At 41.8% G+C, this 15,427-nt stretch carries 9 protein-coding genes; all 9 read right to left on the reverse strand.

The annotated features are described in order from the left end of the window. Positions 1 to 2: 2 nt before the first annotated feature. The 9 genes from C6Y02_RS12615 to pcrA all read right to left on the reverse strand — a co-directional run bounded on the left by C6Y02_RS12615 (position 3) and on the right by pcrA (position 15,415). Positions 3 to 860: a 3-hydroxyacyl-CoA dehydrogenase family protein gene (locus C6Y02_RS12615; protein ID WP_066031209.1), complete on the reverse strand. Its 858-nt coding sequence runs from the start codon at positions 858 to 860 to the stop codon at positions 3 to 5. Then, complete coding sequence (locus C6Y02_RS12620; protein ID WP_034664703.1) at positions 857 to 1,567, reverse strand: thioesterase II family protein; 711 nt, start codon at positions 1,565 to 1,567, stop codon at positions 857 to 859. Before C6Y02_RS12620 ends, C6Y02_RS12615 begins: the two co-directional genes overlap by 4 nt. Beyond that, a complete protein-coding gene (locus C6Y02_RS12625; protein WP_106031388.1) occupies positions 1,564 to 2,544 on the reverse strand; it encodes a C39 family peptidase in 981 nt (326 codons plus the stop codon). Before C6Y02_RS12625 ends, C6Y02_RS12620 begins: the two co-directional genes overlap by 4 nt. Next, on the reverse strand, positions 2,507 to 4,048 hold the full coding sequence (locus tag C6Y02_RS12630; protein WP_106031389.1) for a serine hydrolase domain-containing protein: 1,542 nt from the start codon (positions 4,046 to 4,048) through the stop codon (positions 2,507 to 2,509). The genes C6Y02_RS12625 and C6Y02_RS12630 overlap by 38 nt, the downstream gene beginning before the upstream one ends. Then, positions 4,045 to 8,514 carry a non-ribosomal peptide synthetase gene (locus C6Y02_RS12635; RefSeq protein WP_106031390.1) on the reverse strand — a complete coding sequence of 1,490 codons (4,470 nt, stop codon included), beginning with the start codon at positions 8,512 to 8,514 and terminating at the stop codon, positions 4,045 to 4,047. Before C6Y02_RS12635 ends, C6Y02_RS12630 begins: the two co-directional genes overlap by 4 nt. A 91-nt stretch (positions 8,515 to 8,605) precedes the next feature. Further along, a complete protein-coding gene (locus C6Y02_RS12640; RefSeq protein ID WP_223251101.1) occupies positions 8,606 to 9,805 on the reverse strand; it encodes an MFS transporter in 1,200 nt (399 codons plus the stop codon). 133 nt (positions 9,806 to 9,938) lie between these two features. Continuing rightward, a complete protein-coding gene (locus C6Y02_RS12645) occupies positions 9,939 to 11,126 on the reverse strand; it encodes a CamS family sex pheromone protein (protein ID WP_034664713.1) in 1,188 nt (395 codons plus the stop codon). Positions 11,127 to 11,141: 15 nt separating this feature from the next. Next, on the reverse strand, positions 11,142 to 13,148 hold the full coding sequence (gene ligA / locus C6Y02_RS12650; RefSeq protein ID WP_106031392.1) for an NAD-dependent DNA ligase LigA: 2,007 nt from the start codon (positions 13,146 to 13,148) through the stop codon (positions 11,142 to 11,144). Between the two features lie 44 nt (positions 13,149 to 13,192). Next, positions 13,193 to 15,415 (reverse strand): DNA helicase PcrA, encoded by a 2,223-nt coding sequence (gene pcrA, locus C6Y02_RS12655; RefSeq protein WP_106031393.1) that lies wholly within the window; start codon positions 15,413 to 15,415, stop codon positions 13,193 to 13,195. Positions 15,416 to 15,427 lie beyond the last annotated feature (12 nt).

Raw genomic sequence — 15,427 nt, forward strand, 5'->3', positions numbered from 1 at the left:
TCTCACATGTCATATTGGAAAAAGCCTTTACCTGATTTTTTGCCGTACTCGCCTGCGTCGACCATTTTGACAAGTAGAGGACATGGACGGAACTTCGGATCTTTGTAGCTCTCGTATAAAACAAGCAATGAATTCAAAATCGTATCAAGTCCAATTAAGTCCCCTGTCGCAAGTGGTCCCATTTTATGGCCGAAACCTCCGCGGAAAATTTTATCGACATCCGCTGGCGTGGCGACTTGATCTTGCACCGCCCAAATCGCTTCGTTGATTGTCAGCATAAGCACACGGTTGGAAACAAATCCCGGAAAATCATGCACCACAACAGGTGTTTTATCAAACGATTTCAAGAAACCTTTTGCGGTTTCAACTGTGTCATCAGAAGTTGCTTTTCCTCTAATCACTTCAACCAACGCTTTAAGAGGAACAGGGTTCATAAAGTGCGCCCCAATGACCTTCTCAGGGTGATGCATAAGGGACCCTACCTTTGTAATCGAAATACAGCTCGTGTTTACAAAATAGATGGTTTCTTTCGCACAAATATCTCGCAGCTCTTCATAAATGGGTTTTTTAATCTCCCAATCTTCCGTCACATTTTCAATGACGATATGCGCGTCATGTAAGCCTTCAAGTGAAGTTGACAGCTGGATTTGAGACAATACATCTTCTAAAGACAATGAGATTTTCTTCTTTCTCACAAATTGAACCAGTTGATAGGTCTTCTTGATTTTTTCCAGCGCTTCATTTAGTTTTTCTTCTGTGACATCAACTAATGTGACTTGATAGCCATTTGCTGAAAGGTCTAATGCCATATCAGCCCCCATCACACCTGCTCCAATCACACCTACGTGCTTCGTGTTCATTTCTCCAACACTCCAATTCGCTTTAAAATGACATTGATTTTTTCTACGACTTCATTTGTTAATGAATGAATAAAAAAGTGATCTCCATCGAATTCAAAAAACGCACAATCTTCGCTTGTATATTGATCCCAATCGTCTAAATCGAACAGCACAGAAGGCAAATCACGTGTACCATAAAAAATAGAAATTGGACAAGCAGCTGGAACGACTTCATCACACAGATAGGTCTCCAAAAGCTGAAAGTCTGCTCTTAAAATCGGCAGAAAGAAATCAAGCACTGCATGGTTATCGGCAAGTTCCTCAGGAACGCCTCCCATCGCAATGATCGCCTCTTTTAGTTTGGAATCTGACAGTTGATGATAGACTTTCTTTTCTGGAATATGTGGTGGAAAGCGCCCAGAATAAAAGACATGGACAGGCTCTTTGTTTAACCTTGTTTTCATTCTTTTTTGTAATTCATACGCAAGGACGGCTCCCATGCTATGACCGAAAATGGCATAGGGCTCTCCTTCTTTTAAAGAGGAGGACGCTTGTACATAAAGATCATCTGCGACCTGCTGTAAATCGGTTAGAACAGGCTCTGTCATTCTTGTCCCGTGCCCAGGGAGTTCAAGGGCATGAATTTCTATCGACTGGTCTATATAAGATTTCCACGTACTGAATACGGTACTTGCCCCACCTGCGTACGGTAAGCAAAATAACTTCACGACACGCCACACTCCCTTTTGCATTTGATTGCCAACGCTTCCAGCCAGTCTTTTTCATCAACGATGATTTGTTCTAAAGAAGCTTTGATATTGGCTTGGTACCTACTAGACATCTCACCTGAAAAAAGGAGTTTTGCTGCCTGATGCCTCGCTTTCTCCCATTCTGATACAATACGTTCCATCCATTCCACCAGCTCAGGTAGATCGCCTTTGATGAGATTCAGCCGATACAGCTCCACTTTCTTCGTATTGATGATCTGATTGAAAGACGCCACGAGCTTCTCGATATCATCCAATTGCGGATACTGCTCATAAAATGTTTCAAGAGCTGTGATTCCTTTTTCGATTACGTCTATCTGACCATGCATATTTCTCAGGAAATAAGTCGTTTTTTGATCAAATAATTCAGTCGAGAGCTTGTCCGGTTCAAAGTAGAAGGACGCATAAGAATGAAATTGATCATTCGGCTGAAAATGATCATGAAAGGTGTCATACCCTTTCTGTACATCTTTAAATGACAGCACTTGATGCTCATAAGACAAATTATCTAAATGCCGATTCTCTAATACTTGAAAGGTTTGCTGATTTTCATCGAAACCCGTAATTAAAATTGAATGACGGCTATGGGTTGTCAAATACTCTTTTCTGCCTCTCTGAACGTAAGGGTCTACCCACACAATGACGGGGCGGTCCCGCATCACATCTTGTTTGACCTTTTCAATGAGATTGACACAATACGTCATTTTTTCAACTTGAATGCCTTGTAAATTCATAATCTTTTCTGGATCGTGTGCCGACATCCAGTCAATCTGCAGGAAGCCGTCCTCTGAAAGCCCATAGGCAAATTGATCATTTAATAAGTATGGAGCGACTTCTTGATCATGCAGCTTCACAATTGGAAAAAAGCAATTGAAGAAACAGCTTCGATAAAACAAATCATTATAAGGATGAATGCCCGAAATCTGTTTGACGGTCATCTTTTTTTCCTCTCTTTCCAGCAGTAGATGTCACCATAAATCCTTTGATGAAACCAATCGTACAAAACCAAATGAAAAACAAATAATAAGAAATCGCTAATTCAATGAGAGAGGAAGGTCCCCATACAAAAGTCATTTTCCAAGGCAGCCCATTAAAGGCTAGTTGCGAAAGAATCATTGGCAGGAGCAATATCCCAATTAGCAGCAGCACCCAGCCGATGCTTTTCAGCCAGACGCCAAGTGACATGTCCCTGCGAACTAAAGCGCCGTTTCTTACACGCTTCCTCCACTTGATAAAACGAACGATAGACACCATTTGCAGCAAAATAAAAAGACATGTCCCTGCTAAACTCAATTGATCAATGAGCTGAAATGGATCTATTGATGACTCTGCTTCTTCATTTGTACCCGCGATCGTATTGGCAATAAGACGTGCCGTTTGCTCGGTGTAGCTGCTATTCATATTTGCTAACACTCCGATAGCAATATCTTCTTTTGGCTGGATCAGAAAAAATGATGAATAGTTTGGGTTAGAGCCTGCATGAAAAAGCGAGTCCACCTGCCCATGCGCCTTTTCTATATACCAGCCGGCATTGTAATAGACATGCTTCCCTTCTTCTGGGACATTCACAGTTAAATGATCATGATTTTTTACAAAACGAGACCAAGTTGAATCGGTCAATTGATATTGCAGCCAAGTCCCCACATCCTGACTATTCATCACAATATAGCCTGCAGGGGTGTTGCCTCGATATTCTGGTGCTTCATAAGCATGCGGAGCAAGGAATTGCAGTTTAAATCCTTCTGAGACAACACCGGACTTCATGCGTTTTAGCCCAGCCTCCGTTTGGTCAAGATGATGCCTTTTAAACAGCTCTTTCATATAAGCCTCATACGACGTTCCTGTTACATTTTCAATGATGAGACCAAGGACATCATAGTTGATGGTGGCATATTCAAAGGAGCTGCCTGGCTTACGATTAAGCTCGATTGATTTCAGCTGATCAACTGTTTTTTTCAATGCATCCTTTGCATGATCAGGCTGGATAAGCGCAATGGTTTGAAAGGGAATGCCGCTTGTGTGATGCATTAATTGCTCCACCGTCAAACGCTGAGGCTTTCCATGGTATGTTGGAAAAAAACCTGGAATATAGCTGCTCACTGGATCTTTTATATGAAGTTTTCCTTGCTTCTCTAACTCCACAATAGCAAGGGCGGTAAACGCCTTTGATGTAGAACCAATTTCAAAGAAAGTACTGGCTGTCACTTGCTCCTTTTTCTTTCGATCCGCATAACCAAAACCTTTTTGGTACACCACTTCGTCCTTTTTCACAACCACAACGGACATGCCTGGAATGCGTCCAAGCTCCATCTGTTCCTCTATCACTTGATCAATGGCTTTAGATGAAATCACTGCTTTTGCATGTATTCCCCCAGCAAAGCTGCTTATCCATAAGATCGCTAATAAAAATGAAAGATAGATAACATACTGATTTTTCCTCATGTAAATAATGAATCCATTTCTTCAAGAGACATATCCACTGTTTCAAAATCAGACGGTGTAAATTCGATTCCTTCTTTCTCTAAGCAATGCTGTACAAGACGCTCAATTTGCTGCTCTACCGCTTGCAATAGCTGCGTCATGTCTGTTTCACGCAGCTGTTTTTCGCTGAAAGAAAGATGGAAGATCAGCTGACCGCCTTTGATGGTAGCGACCATATCGATGACGGTTGTTAATGGATTATCCAATGACGAATCAATCCCCGATGTAAAGTAAGTCATCTCATAATCAGATGATTGTTTAAGCACCTGATCAATTTCACCTAGATAGTTAAAGCGTAATTGCGGCGCTGAATGATCAGGAAGCTGCCTATTGATGAGTGAGAGCAATCCATAGTCTGCACCTTTATTTGGCACTTCACGTATCGTTTCTTTGACAGCCCGTATGTGATCTGAGAGAGATTCAGACACATGAACATTCACAGGGTACATGGTGGTGAACCAGCCGAACGTTCTAGATACATCAATATCTTCCTCCACAGCATCCCTGCCATGACCTTCTAATTCCAAAGAAATCCTCTTTTGATTCGTTTGCTGATAACAGGCTTGCGTCAAGGCTGAAATTAACAGTTCGTGAGGCTGCGTTTGATACGCTTTATTCGCTTGATTGATCAATTGATCCGTGAGCTCCACTGATAATGCCTTGGTTAATTTGACTTCGTCTCTGACATATCCCTCATTTGAAGAAACTGGATACAGAGGCTGAATATCCTGCACCGCTTTTTGCCAATAGCTGAGCGACTCTTTTACCTCCTCTGATACTGCATACTCGTTCACCCGCTCTGTAAATGTTTGATAGGAATGGGTTTTAGGCGGAAGCACTTCAGCTGTGACCTTCTCTGCATGCAATAATTGAATCAAGTCCTCCACAAGAATTTGCCATGACATACCATCAGCTAAAAGATGATGGGCGGCAAAAATGAGATGTGATTGAAAAGCAGTTTGACAAAGCGCTGCCTGAATCAATGGTCCTTGATAAAGATGAGTTCTTTGCTTGACCTGACACCCTACTTCTTGTAGCGCTTCTTCCACATTCTCTTCTGACAATGCCGTAAAATCGTGGATCATCAGCGGAATACCCTGAATGTCTTCATCATAATGAAGCGTGTTTGTTGCCTCATGTACTTTTAACCTTAGTCCGTCGTGATGAATGACGAGCTCTTTGAAAGCATCCTGCACGATTTTTTCATCCATCTTTTTCTTTGAATGAACAATGATGGATTGATGCCAAAAATGTTCATCTTTTAATCGCTGGGACCAGAACCATTCGATAATTGGGATCGATTTCACATCGCCCGCAGCCTGCTCTTGTGAAATATGTAAGACAGGTTCCTGCTGAACGACTTGTGCCATTTCTCTAAAAATGGGATACGTAAAAAGATCTTTGGTTTTTAAATAGAGTCCTTTGTCTTTTAACTTCGCAATAAATTGAATCGCCTTAATGGAGTCACCGCCAAGCTGATAAAAATGATCAGCCGGTTCGATCGTTTCATGCCCTAAGATGTCTTTTGCTGTATCTACTATGATCTCTTCAATGTCCGCTGTTTCCTTGGACCATTCAACGGCTGTTTCCACTTGAGACAACAATGGATCAGGCAGTGCTGTCCGATTGATTTTCCCATTTTGAGTAAGCGGAAGCTCATCTAGTAAAACAAAATAGGCAGGTACCATATAAGCTGGAAGCTGATCTGATAATTTCTTTCTAAGTAAAAAGGACGTCAGCTCTTTTTCTTTCAATTCAATATAAGCAGCCAGCTGTTTTTCTCCAGATTCATCGGTTAGATCAATGACAGCTGCTTTATCAACTTCTTCAAGTGCCATAAGTGCAAGTTCAATTTCTCCCAGCTCAATCCGGTAGCCTCGCAGCTTGATTTGATGATCAATCCTGCCAATGTAATCAATCTTTCCATCATTTGCTCGTTTGGCTATATCACCTGTTCGATACATGCGGCGATCGTTTACAAACGGATTGGGCAGAAAGCGCGATTCTTGCAAATCAGGTCTTTGCCAATACCCTCTGCCAACACCCGCACCTGAAATATAGATTTCTCCTACTGTCCCAGGAAGCACGGCTTGCTGATTCTCATCTAAAAGGTAAATCTCTGTATTTGGCATTGGCACACCAATTGACACCGATGTCCCCCCATCATCTTGATGGAATTGATGAATCATACAGCCGACGGTTGCTTCAGTTGGTCCATATTCATTAAAGATGGATATCCTTCCATCACTTGCCTCTGTGATTCTTTTGGCCAAAGCGGTCGATAATTGTTCCCCGCCCACAATCATCCGTTTCACAACTGATTGAGAAAGTGCAGCATCTGTTAACAGTGCCATATGAGCTGGTGTCAGCTTGATGACTTTTGCTTTTTGATCAAACAAAATATGTTCTAATAAAAAGCCTGGCTGATCCTCTTGACGATAGATCACCACTGTACTGCCAATGACCAATGGCGTATAAATGGATGTCACAGTTAAATCAAATGCAATGGATGAATACAAGGCAAAATGATCATCTGGTGAATCAGTATAATGTGTTTTGGCAGACATAATATAGTTTACTAAGCTTCTGTGCTCAATCATGACTCCCTTTGGCTGTCCTGTAGAGCCAGACGTATAAATCATATATGCGACGTCTTCAGCATCCCCAATGAATGGATGTTCCGCATCATACTGAGCCAACTGATCCCACACGTTGTAGATATTGTACGTACCGCCATTAAAATGGTATGCAGATGCGTGATCTGTGAAAAACAGTTTTGCCTGGCTGTCATCCAAAATAAACTGAATGCGTTCCTGCGGATACTCAGGATCAATCGGAACATATGCACCTCCAGCCTTTAAAATCCCCAGCAGCAGCACAATAAGTTCTGGTGAATGATTCATACATACTGCAACTAAGTCATGTCTCTGTAAGCCATGTGTTTGTAGAAAATGCGCCATTTGATTGGTTTTTCTCTCAAGTTCACCGTATGTCATGATATGAGATCCGTCCTGAAGCGCGATTCGATCAGGAGAAGACTTTGACATGTCTGTGATCAATTCATGGATTTTTTGTTTCTGTGGAAATAGTACGCCCGTGTCGTTCCATTGATATAGCTCTCGATGTTCCTCATCTTCTGTCATGAGAAGTACGTCTTTTAACAGCTGCTTTGGCTGAGCGAGTATGGTTTCGACAAAGAGAAGCATTCTTTCGTGTAGAAAGTCGATGTCTTCATTGCTGTAATCTGAGATCTTGTAGTCATATTGAAGTTCGATTTGCCCTTTTTCATCCCATTCTTTCACAGCAACTTGTAAGCCATATGGCTGGAAGCCATTGTAAAGCTCTATGTATTCAACTTTGTATCCTTCCATCTCCTGCACCATATTTGTGCTGTAGGAGTTGATATAGATTTGAAAAAGCTGATCATATCCTGCTTTGGCAAGCTCTAAATCTTTGACAAGTGCATCATAGGGATAACGCTGATGCAGAAAGTAAGCCTTATAGCTTTTTTGAACGTCTGTCAGACTTTCTAACAAAGATAGATGAGGATCGATCTTCATTCGATATGGCATTGTACTGACGGTCATACCGGACGTGGCTTTTTCCTTTTGTCCGGAACGATTGAGAACTGGCGTCCCAATAATAAAATCTTTTTGCTGGTATCTTTTATGCAAGTAAACGAAGAGTCCTAAAGTAAATAAAGAGTTGATTGAACAATGATGGGTATCTATAAATTCATAGATTCGTTCTGAGAGTTGTCGATCAAAGTAATGGCTGTGCCGATGGCCTTTGATTTGGTCAGTTCCCTGTACCAAATAACTATCAGACACATCAGATAATGTTTCTTTCCAAAATTGCTGATCTTTTTTAAATCTTGGGGAGTTCATATATTTTGATTCTTTATCAATAAATACAGAATGATTGTCTGCTTCTTGTTCGATAGAGGAGCTTTGGGTAAGAGCAGTGTAAAGCTGGCTAATTTTATCGATGATTACTTTCATCGACCATCCATCTGCTACTGTATGATGGCATTTGATGAAATAACCGGATTGTTGTTCACCGACTTTTAATACAGCAAATTCGGCGAGAGGGGTTTCTGTTAATTGAAATGGTGTTTTGAAGGCTTTTTCGGCCCATTCTAGCATGTCTTCATGTGTGGAAAACTCATAGGCAGGAATTGGATTATCGGCGTTTGGATCAACGTATTGAAGCGTCTCACCATCTTTCTCTACTAGCTTGAGACGAAGAGATTCTGTCATCATGATACAAGATGCAATGGCCTGCTTCAGTTTATCAAGCTGCAACGGCCCATTGACGAAAATGATACCGCCAATATGATTGATCGGTGTTTCTGGATAAAATGTTTCCATGTTCATCACGCGCCGCTGCGGATGTGTTAATGGCCAATATACTAAACTACTAGTCAATTACGCCACCTCTACTTTTCATATAGTTAACATTTCTACGAACATATTAAATCATATAACGGTATTTTTGTAAATAATTGAGATAAAATGTCTAAATTTGTTCATTTTTTAATCTAGACGCTAGGAAAGCCGACACAGTAAACAGAGCAACGTTTATAAAAAAGACGACTCTTGCCCCAAAGAGATCGGTCATGGTGCTCATAACAAGGATGGACATTCCGTATATAAAAGTTGATAGTGTATGTTGAGCTGACAGTATTTTGGGCAATTCAATTTCACTCAGTGTATCTTGTACATAGGTACGAATAGAAATGCTGCGAAGCTGAAAAGCTGGCCCTAATAAAAAGACAAACAACAAACTCATCCATGCTGAATGATTCAATCCTAAGCAAAGGGTTAGCACAGCTACGATCACCGAACTGTAAAAAATGTGATCAAACAAACGCTGTTCCACATGCTTTGCGAACCGCAGCACGAGCAGGCCGCCTAGAATGGTTCCGCCAAAATAGCTTGCGTTAATAAAGCCCCACCATGTTTCAGGCTGGTGTAAGACTTCTGTGACATACACAAGGATAATGGCTCCAGTCCAGATACTTCTACCGCTCATGGATAGCATTTCTAAAACCGTTAATGTTCGAATAGTTGGCTTTTCATACATGAGCTTCCACCCTGAAAAGACCCTTGTAGTAAATGATTCAGACTGTTGCTCTTGTTTAGCTGCAGCCCCAGTATCAATCATAAAGAGCATAGATATGAGCGACAAACTGTATAAAACAAGTGTCGTCAATAGGAGAAACTGCGGTCCAAGAATGCCAATAAACAGCCCTCCTAAAAGCCAGCCTAGTAAAAGAACAATTTGATCAGAAGTTAAGATATAACTATTGGCTTTTAGTAAAAAGTTCTTTTCTACTAAACGCGGGATCATCGAATTTCGAACAGGAATGGTTCCTCCATCTATCAAAGACAGGAAAAATACAATGATAAAAAAGAAAGGAATAGTAAAAGTTGATAGTTGTAGAATATAAATGAAAATCAAGCAACCGAAGAAAGCAATTTGACACATTTGCAAATAGATAATGAGTCTTTTCAGCTTAAATTGATACATAAAGAAAGGAATGAGTACCGCTCCAAGGGCTTGTCCAACAAACTGCGAAACAGCCACCATTGAAGCAATCAGTGTAGAATTTGTTAATTGATATGTCAGGATGGTCAGAACGAGGACATATAACGAATCCCCAAAATTAGCTAGGGATTGTCCCCCTAATAAAAAGTAAAATGATTTGTTTTTCATATTGATCTCCATTTTCTCTTCATTATCACCCATAATAATACATTATTTTCTACACTTCTACTTTTTATAACAATATTTTCATAACTTGATACATTTTACCTAATTTAAAAAACCGCCAAAAGGCGGTTTTTATTTAGTCATATATATGAACAGTTGGTTCTTTGTCTTCAGCATTTTTCGTGATCAGGGCTTCTTGTTGATCAGAAGATGTGATGTTAATTTCGATATTGGTACTCTTATAGTAATCCATGACTTCACCTGTTAAATATTGCGTGAAGGCTACAACTTCCGTTTTTCCGTAGAACTGCATTGGAATTTCGACTTTCATTTTTTGCAGGTTGCCGTTTTTGTAAAAGCCTTTTCCTACGACACCAGTATAATTCGGGAAGTAGTCTTCGACTTTTGTTTTGAAGCGGTCAAATCGCTCGGAATCATCTTTGTAGTTGCCTTTCGCATTATCTGAAGGGAAGAAGACATTCTCCTCTTTGATCGTATCCCAATTACCGATATCAGCTGAGCCTGCTTTCACATCCGTTTTGGCGATAAAGTTTCCTGGAACGATAGATGATTTTGGTGCTTGCTTATAAAGGGCAATCATGACAGGCACTTTTTGCAGCCCATCCATTTGACGAATTCGTTTGATCACTTGTTCAGCAATTTTTTCGCCTTCCGACAATAGTTTCTTTGAATTTTTCGATGAATCGATCGTCACCTCTTGCTGCGGATCACCGATATTTTCACGGTAATAATAAACAGAGTTCAGTGCAAGACCAATGACAACTCCGCCAAGCTGTAAGCTGTTTTTATCTTTTCGAATTAAGTAATTATGTTCTAGCATCGAAGCTAAGTAAATTGGACTATTTTCATTTTTAGACTTTGTTGAACCTGAGCTTGGAAGAGCTGGGTTTAAGCCGAGATTCTTAAAGTCTTTATCTTCTTTTTCTGCCTTTTTCAGATCACTGCCTGTTTTTTTGCGCGCCAGCCAGTTGAGAACGGTGTCCTCATCTAAATGCTGTCCTTCTTGGAAAAGATAGTCGTTTGTATTAAATGATTCTGTTGCAAGGCGCATAAGTCCTGTTTCAAATTCATCGATGTCCAGGCGTGTGTTGAGACGCTCTGCTGTTAATCCTCGCGCAGCCCCTTGTTTAAACGGCAGCACCATTTTGTAATAGGAGTCAGAGATATTGTACATCGGGATGATGGCTGTTTCCTTCGTTTCATCCGTTTTTTGTGTGACCTCTTCTTCTTCCTTTCCCCCAAAAGGTGCACACGCTGACAATACCAGTGTGAGCATTGTCAGCAGCAATAACAACTTTTTCAATAGAAAACACTCCTCTTATTTCTTTAGCTCCTCGAGCATTTTAGCTTCGTCCCAAATTTCAATATTGAGTTCTTCTGCCTTTGTCAGCTTACTTCCCGCTGCTTCTCCGGCAATGACTAAATCTGTTTTTTTACTCACACTACCTGCCAGTTTGCCGCCTAATGCTTCGATCGCTGCTTTTGCATCGTTTCGGGCCATTTCTTCTAATTTCCCTGTCAGCACAATGGTTTTGCCTGCAAAATAGGAATCACTTTCTTCTGCCTTCACCGGCTTTGGCCCTGTGTAGGTCATATTGACCCCTAGCTCTTTTAGTTCATTTAGCAGGTTGAGTATTTCTTCTTTCTCAAAGTACGTGACGACGGCATCAGCCATTTTTTCACCGATTTCGTCGACTTCGAGTAATTGTTCTTTCGTCGCTTGCTTTAATTGATCGATGTCGCCGAAATGCATCGACAAGGTCTTTGCCGCTTTAGAGCCAATAAATCGAATACCGAGTCCAAATAGTAAACGCTCTAGAGAGTTTTCTTTCGATTGCTCAATCGAACGCAGTAAATTGTCGACAGATTTTTCGCCCATTCGCTCAAGCTGAATGAGCTCTTCTTTCGTTAATCGGTAAAGATCGGACACACGAGAGACAAGCTGTTCTTGGAAAAGCTGTGTAATGACCCGCTCGCCAAGCCCATCAATGTTCATTGCATTACGGGAAACAAAGTGAATGAGTCCCTCACGTATTTGAGCAGGGCATTCTGGATTGATGCAACGCAAAGCCACTTCGCCTTCAATTCTCACCAGCTCACTATGACACTCTGGGCATTCAGTCGGCATGTGAAACGGCTTTTCTTCTCCTGTACGCTGATCGATCAGTACGCCTGCGACTTCCGGAATAATATCGCCCGCTTTTTTCACAATCACTTGATCAAAAAGGCGAATATCCTTTTCTTTGATCAAATCTTCATTATGAAGAGAAGCACGCTGCACTGTCGTCCCTGCTACTTTGACAGGTTCAAGAATCGCCGTTGGTGTGATGACGCCTGTACGCCCTACACTTAGTTCAATATCAAGCAGCTTTGTCACGACCTCTTCAGCCGGAAACTTGTACGCAACCGCCCAGCGGGGACTTTTTGCTGTAAAGCCGAGCTCTTCCTGCTGAGCTAACGAATCGACTTTGATGACAATTCCATCGATTTCATATGAAAAATCGGCACGCTTCGTTTTCAATGTTTCAATGAGGTCGATCACTTCTTCAATCGTGTGGCACATCCGTCTTTCTTTGTTCGTTTTAAAGCCAAGTTCGTCGAGAAGATCAAGTCCCTCGCTTTGCGATTCAACACCGATTTCATCAAGCTCCGCTATACTGTAGACGAAGATATCAAGGTTTCGTTTCGCCGCAATTTTCGTATCAAGCTGACGAAGCGAGCCTGCAGCCGCATTACGCGGGTTCGCAAACGGCTCTTCTTCGTTTTGTAATCTTTTTTCATTTAATGCTTCAAAAGAAGGTTTTGGCATAAATGCCTCGCCTCTCACTTCAATCGACAGAGGACGTTTGATTTTGAGCGGGATGGAACGAATGGTTTTGAGGTTTTCAGTAATATCCTCACCCGTTGTCCCATCTCCACGCGTGGCACCTCGGACAAACACACCGTTTTCATAACGGAGAGAAACAGCGAGTCCGTCAATTTTCAGCTCGACATTGTATGCGACATCGTCACCAACTGCTTGACGAACCCGTCGGTCAAAATCAAGAAGGTCCTGTTCATTAAACGCATTCCCGAGGCTGAGCATCGGTGTGCCGTGACGCACTTTTTGGAAGGCGTCTAACACAGCGCCTCCTACTCTTTGTGAAGGGGAGTCCGCTGCTTTTAAATCAGGGTGCTCTTCCTCTAAAGAGATCAGCTCACGCATCCGCGCATCATATTCAGCGTCAGGAACACTTGGACGATCAAGTGTATGATATTCGTAGTTGTATTGGTTCAAAATCTGGTGCAGTTCCTCGATCCGGCGTTTCGCTGCTTCTTTATCCATCTGCTTCTTCCTTTCAATTCATCCGTTTTATAAGTGCTATCGGTTTATTGCTTCTCAATTGGCGCAAATGCTGCGAGAAGACGCTTAATGCCTGTAGGGCTTGGGAAGGCAATATCAAGCTCTGTGCTGTCTCCACTGCCTTTTACACTCACAACCGTTCCAACGCCCCATTTTTTATGAGCCGCTTTATCACCCACAGCCCAGCCAATACTTCCGCCGCCTGTGTTTTGAATGGTTTGAGTTTGCGGACGTGAGACAGGTCCCCGTCTTTGCGGTCTTTCTCTTGTTTGGCCAAACGGTGTTTTCGTTTCTTTCTTCTCATTTAGGTTGTCCAATAAATCGGCTGGTATTTCTCGAATGAATCTTGATTCAAGGTTCATGTTTGTCCGGCCGAAGAGTGTTCTCATCTTGGCACTTGATAAATAGAGCTCTTCTTCCGCCCGTGTGATGCCTACATAGGCAAGGCGGCGCTCTTCTTCCATCTCTGCATCTTCCATTAATGAACGGCTGTGCGGGAAAACACCTTCCTCCATGCCCATTAAGAAAACAACAGGGAATTCTAGACCTTTTGCAGCATGAAGAGTCATTAAGATGACGGCATCCTGATCTTCTTCCTCATTCTCATCCAGCTTATCAATGTCTGCGACGAGGGCGAGATCTGTCAGGAAAGTCACGAGAGACTTGTCTTCATTTTGTTCTTCAAAGTTCTTAGTCACGGAGAGAAACTCGTCAATATTTTCTAGACGGCTTTGTGCTTCAATCGTTTTTTCAACCTTCAGTGCTTCACGATAGCCTGTTTTCTCTAGGATTTCTTCTGTTAATTCTGTGACAGATAAATAATCCTGCATGTTCGTCATTTGATCAATGAGCTGTTTGAACTCATCAAGCGCATTGGCTGCCCTTGCACTGAGTCCAATGAAATCTACCTGACCAAGCGCTTCAAACATAGACAGGTCATTCATCTCCGCATATGCTGCGATTTTATCAACAGATGTTGCACCGATTCCACGCTTTGGTACGTTGACAATACGTGCAAAGCTAATGTCGTCATCTGGGTTAGCTACTAGGCGTAAGTAAGCCAAAATGTCCTTGATCTCTTTTCTGTCATAGAACTTCGTGCCGCCGACAATGTTGTATTGAATGTTTGACTTCAATAATGTTTCCTCTATGACACGAGACTGGGCATTGGTTCGATAAAGAATCGCAAAATCGGATAATTTACGCTTACCGCTCTGATGAAGCTGATGAATCTTTCCAGCGACAAATTGACCTTCACCGAATTCATTATCTGCACGGTAATAGGCTATCTTCGCTCCTTCATCATTTTCTGTCCAAAGATTTTTCGGCTTACGGTTCGCATTGTTTTGGATGACTGTATTTGCGGCATGCAGAATACGTTTAGTCGATCTGTAATTTTGCTCAAGCAGAATCACTTCACTGGACGGATAATCTTTTTCAAAGGAGAGAATGTTTGTAATATCCGCTCCGCGCCAGCGGTAAATGGACTGATCCGAGTCACCCACCACACATATATTTTGAAAACGCTGAGCGAGCAGTTTCACAAGCATGTACTGTGCTCTGTTCGTATCCTGATACTCATCGACATGAATGTATTGGAATTTCCGCTGATAGTGTTCTAATACTTCAGGGATGCGCTCAAACAGACGAATCGTCATCATAATTAAATCATCAAAATCGAGTGATTGGTTTTTGAGTAACCGTTTTTGATAATCTGTGTAGACGTCGCTGACCACTTGATCATAGAAATCACCAGCTGTTTTGGCGTATTCCTCTGCGTCTATGAGTTCGTTTTTTGCACTGCTGATTGAACCTAAAATGCTGCGTGGATCAAACTTTTTAGGATCGATATTTCGTTCTTTTAGAATATTTTTTATGACTGAAAGCTGATCAGATGTGTCTAATATAGAGAAGTTGCGATTCACACCAATACGGTCAATATCGCGTCGTAAAATGCGCACACACATGCTGTGGAACGTAGAGATCCAAATGTCATCCGCACCAGGCCCTAAAATGGCTTGGACACGCTCACGCATTTCACGTGCTGCCTTATTTGTAAACGTAATCGCTAAAATGTTCCACGGAGCCACATGCTTTTCGGCCATTAAGTAGGCAATTCGATGTGTGAGCACCCGTGTCTTTCCGCTTCCTGCTCCTGCCATCAATAATAAAGGTCCATCTGTTGCTTTGACCGCTTCTTTCTGCGCGTCATTCAGCCCTTCTAATAGATGATTCGATATTTCATTCATTCCATTCACCGC

The organism is Bacillus sp. NMCC4 (assembly GCF_002998555.1).
Lineage (GTDB): Bacteria > Bacillota > Bacilli > Bacillales > Bacillaceae > Bacillus.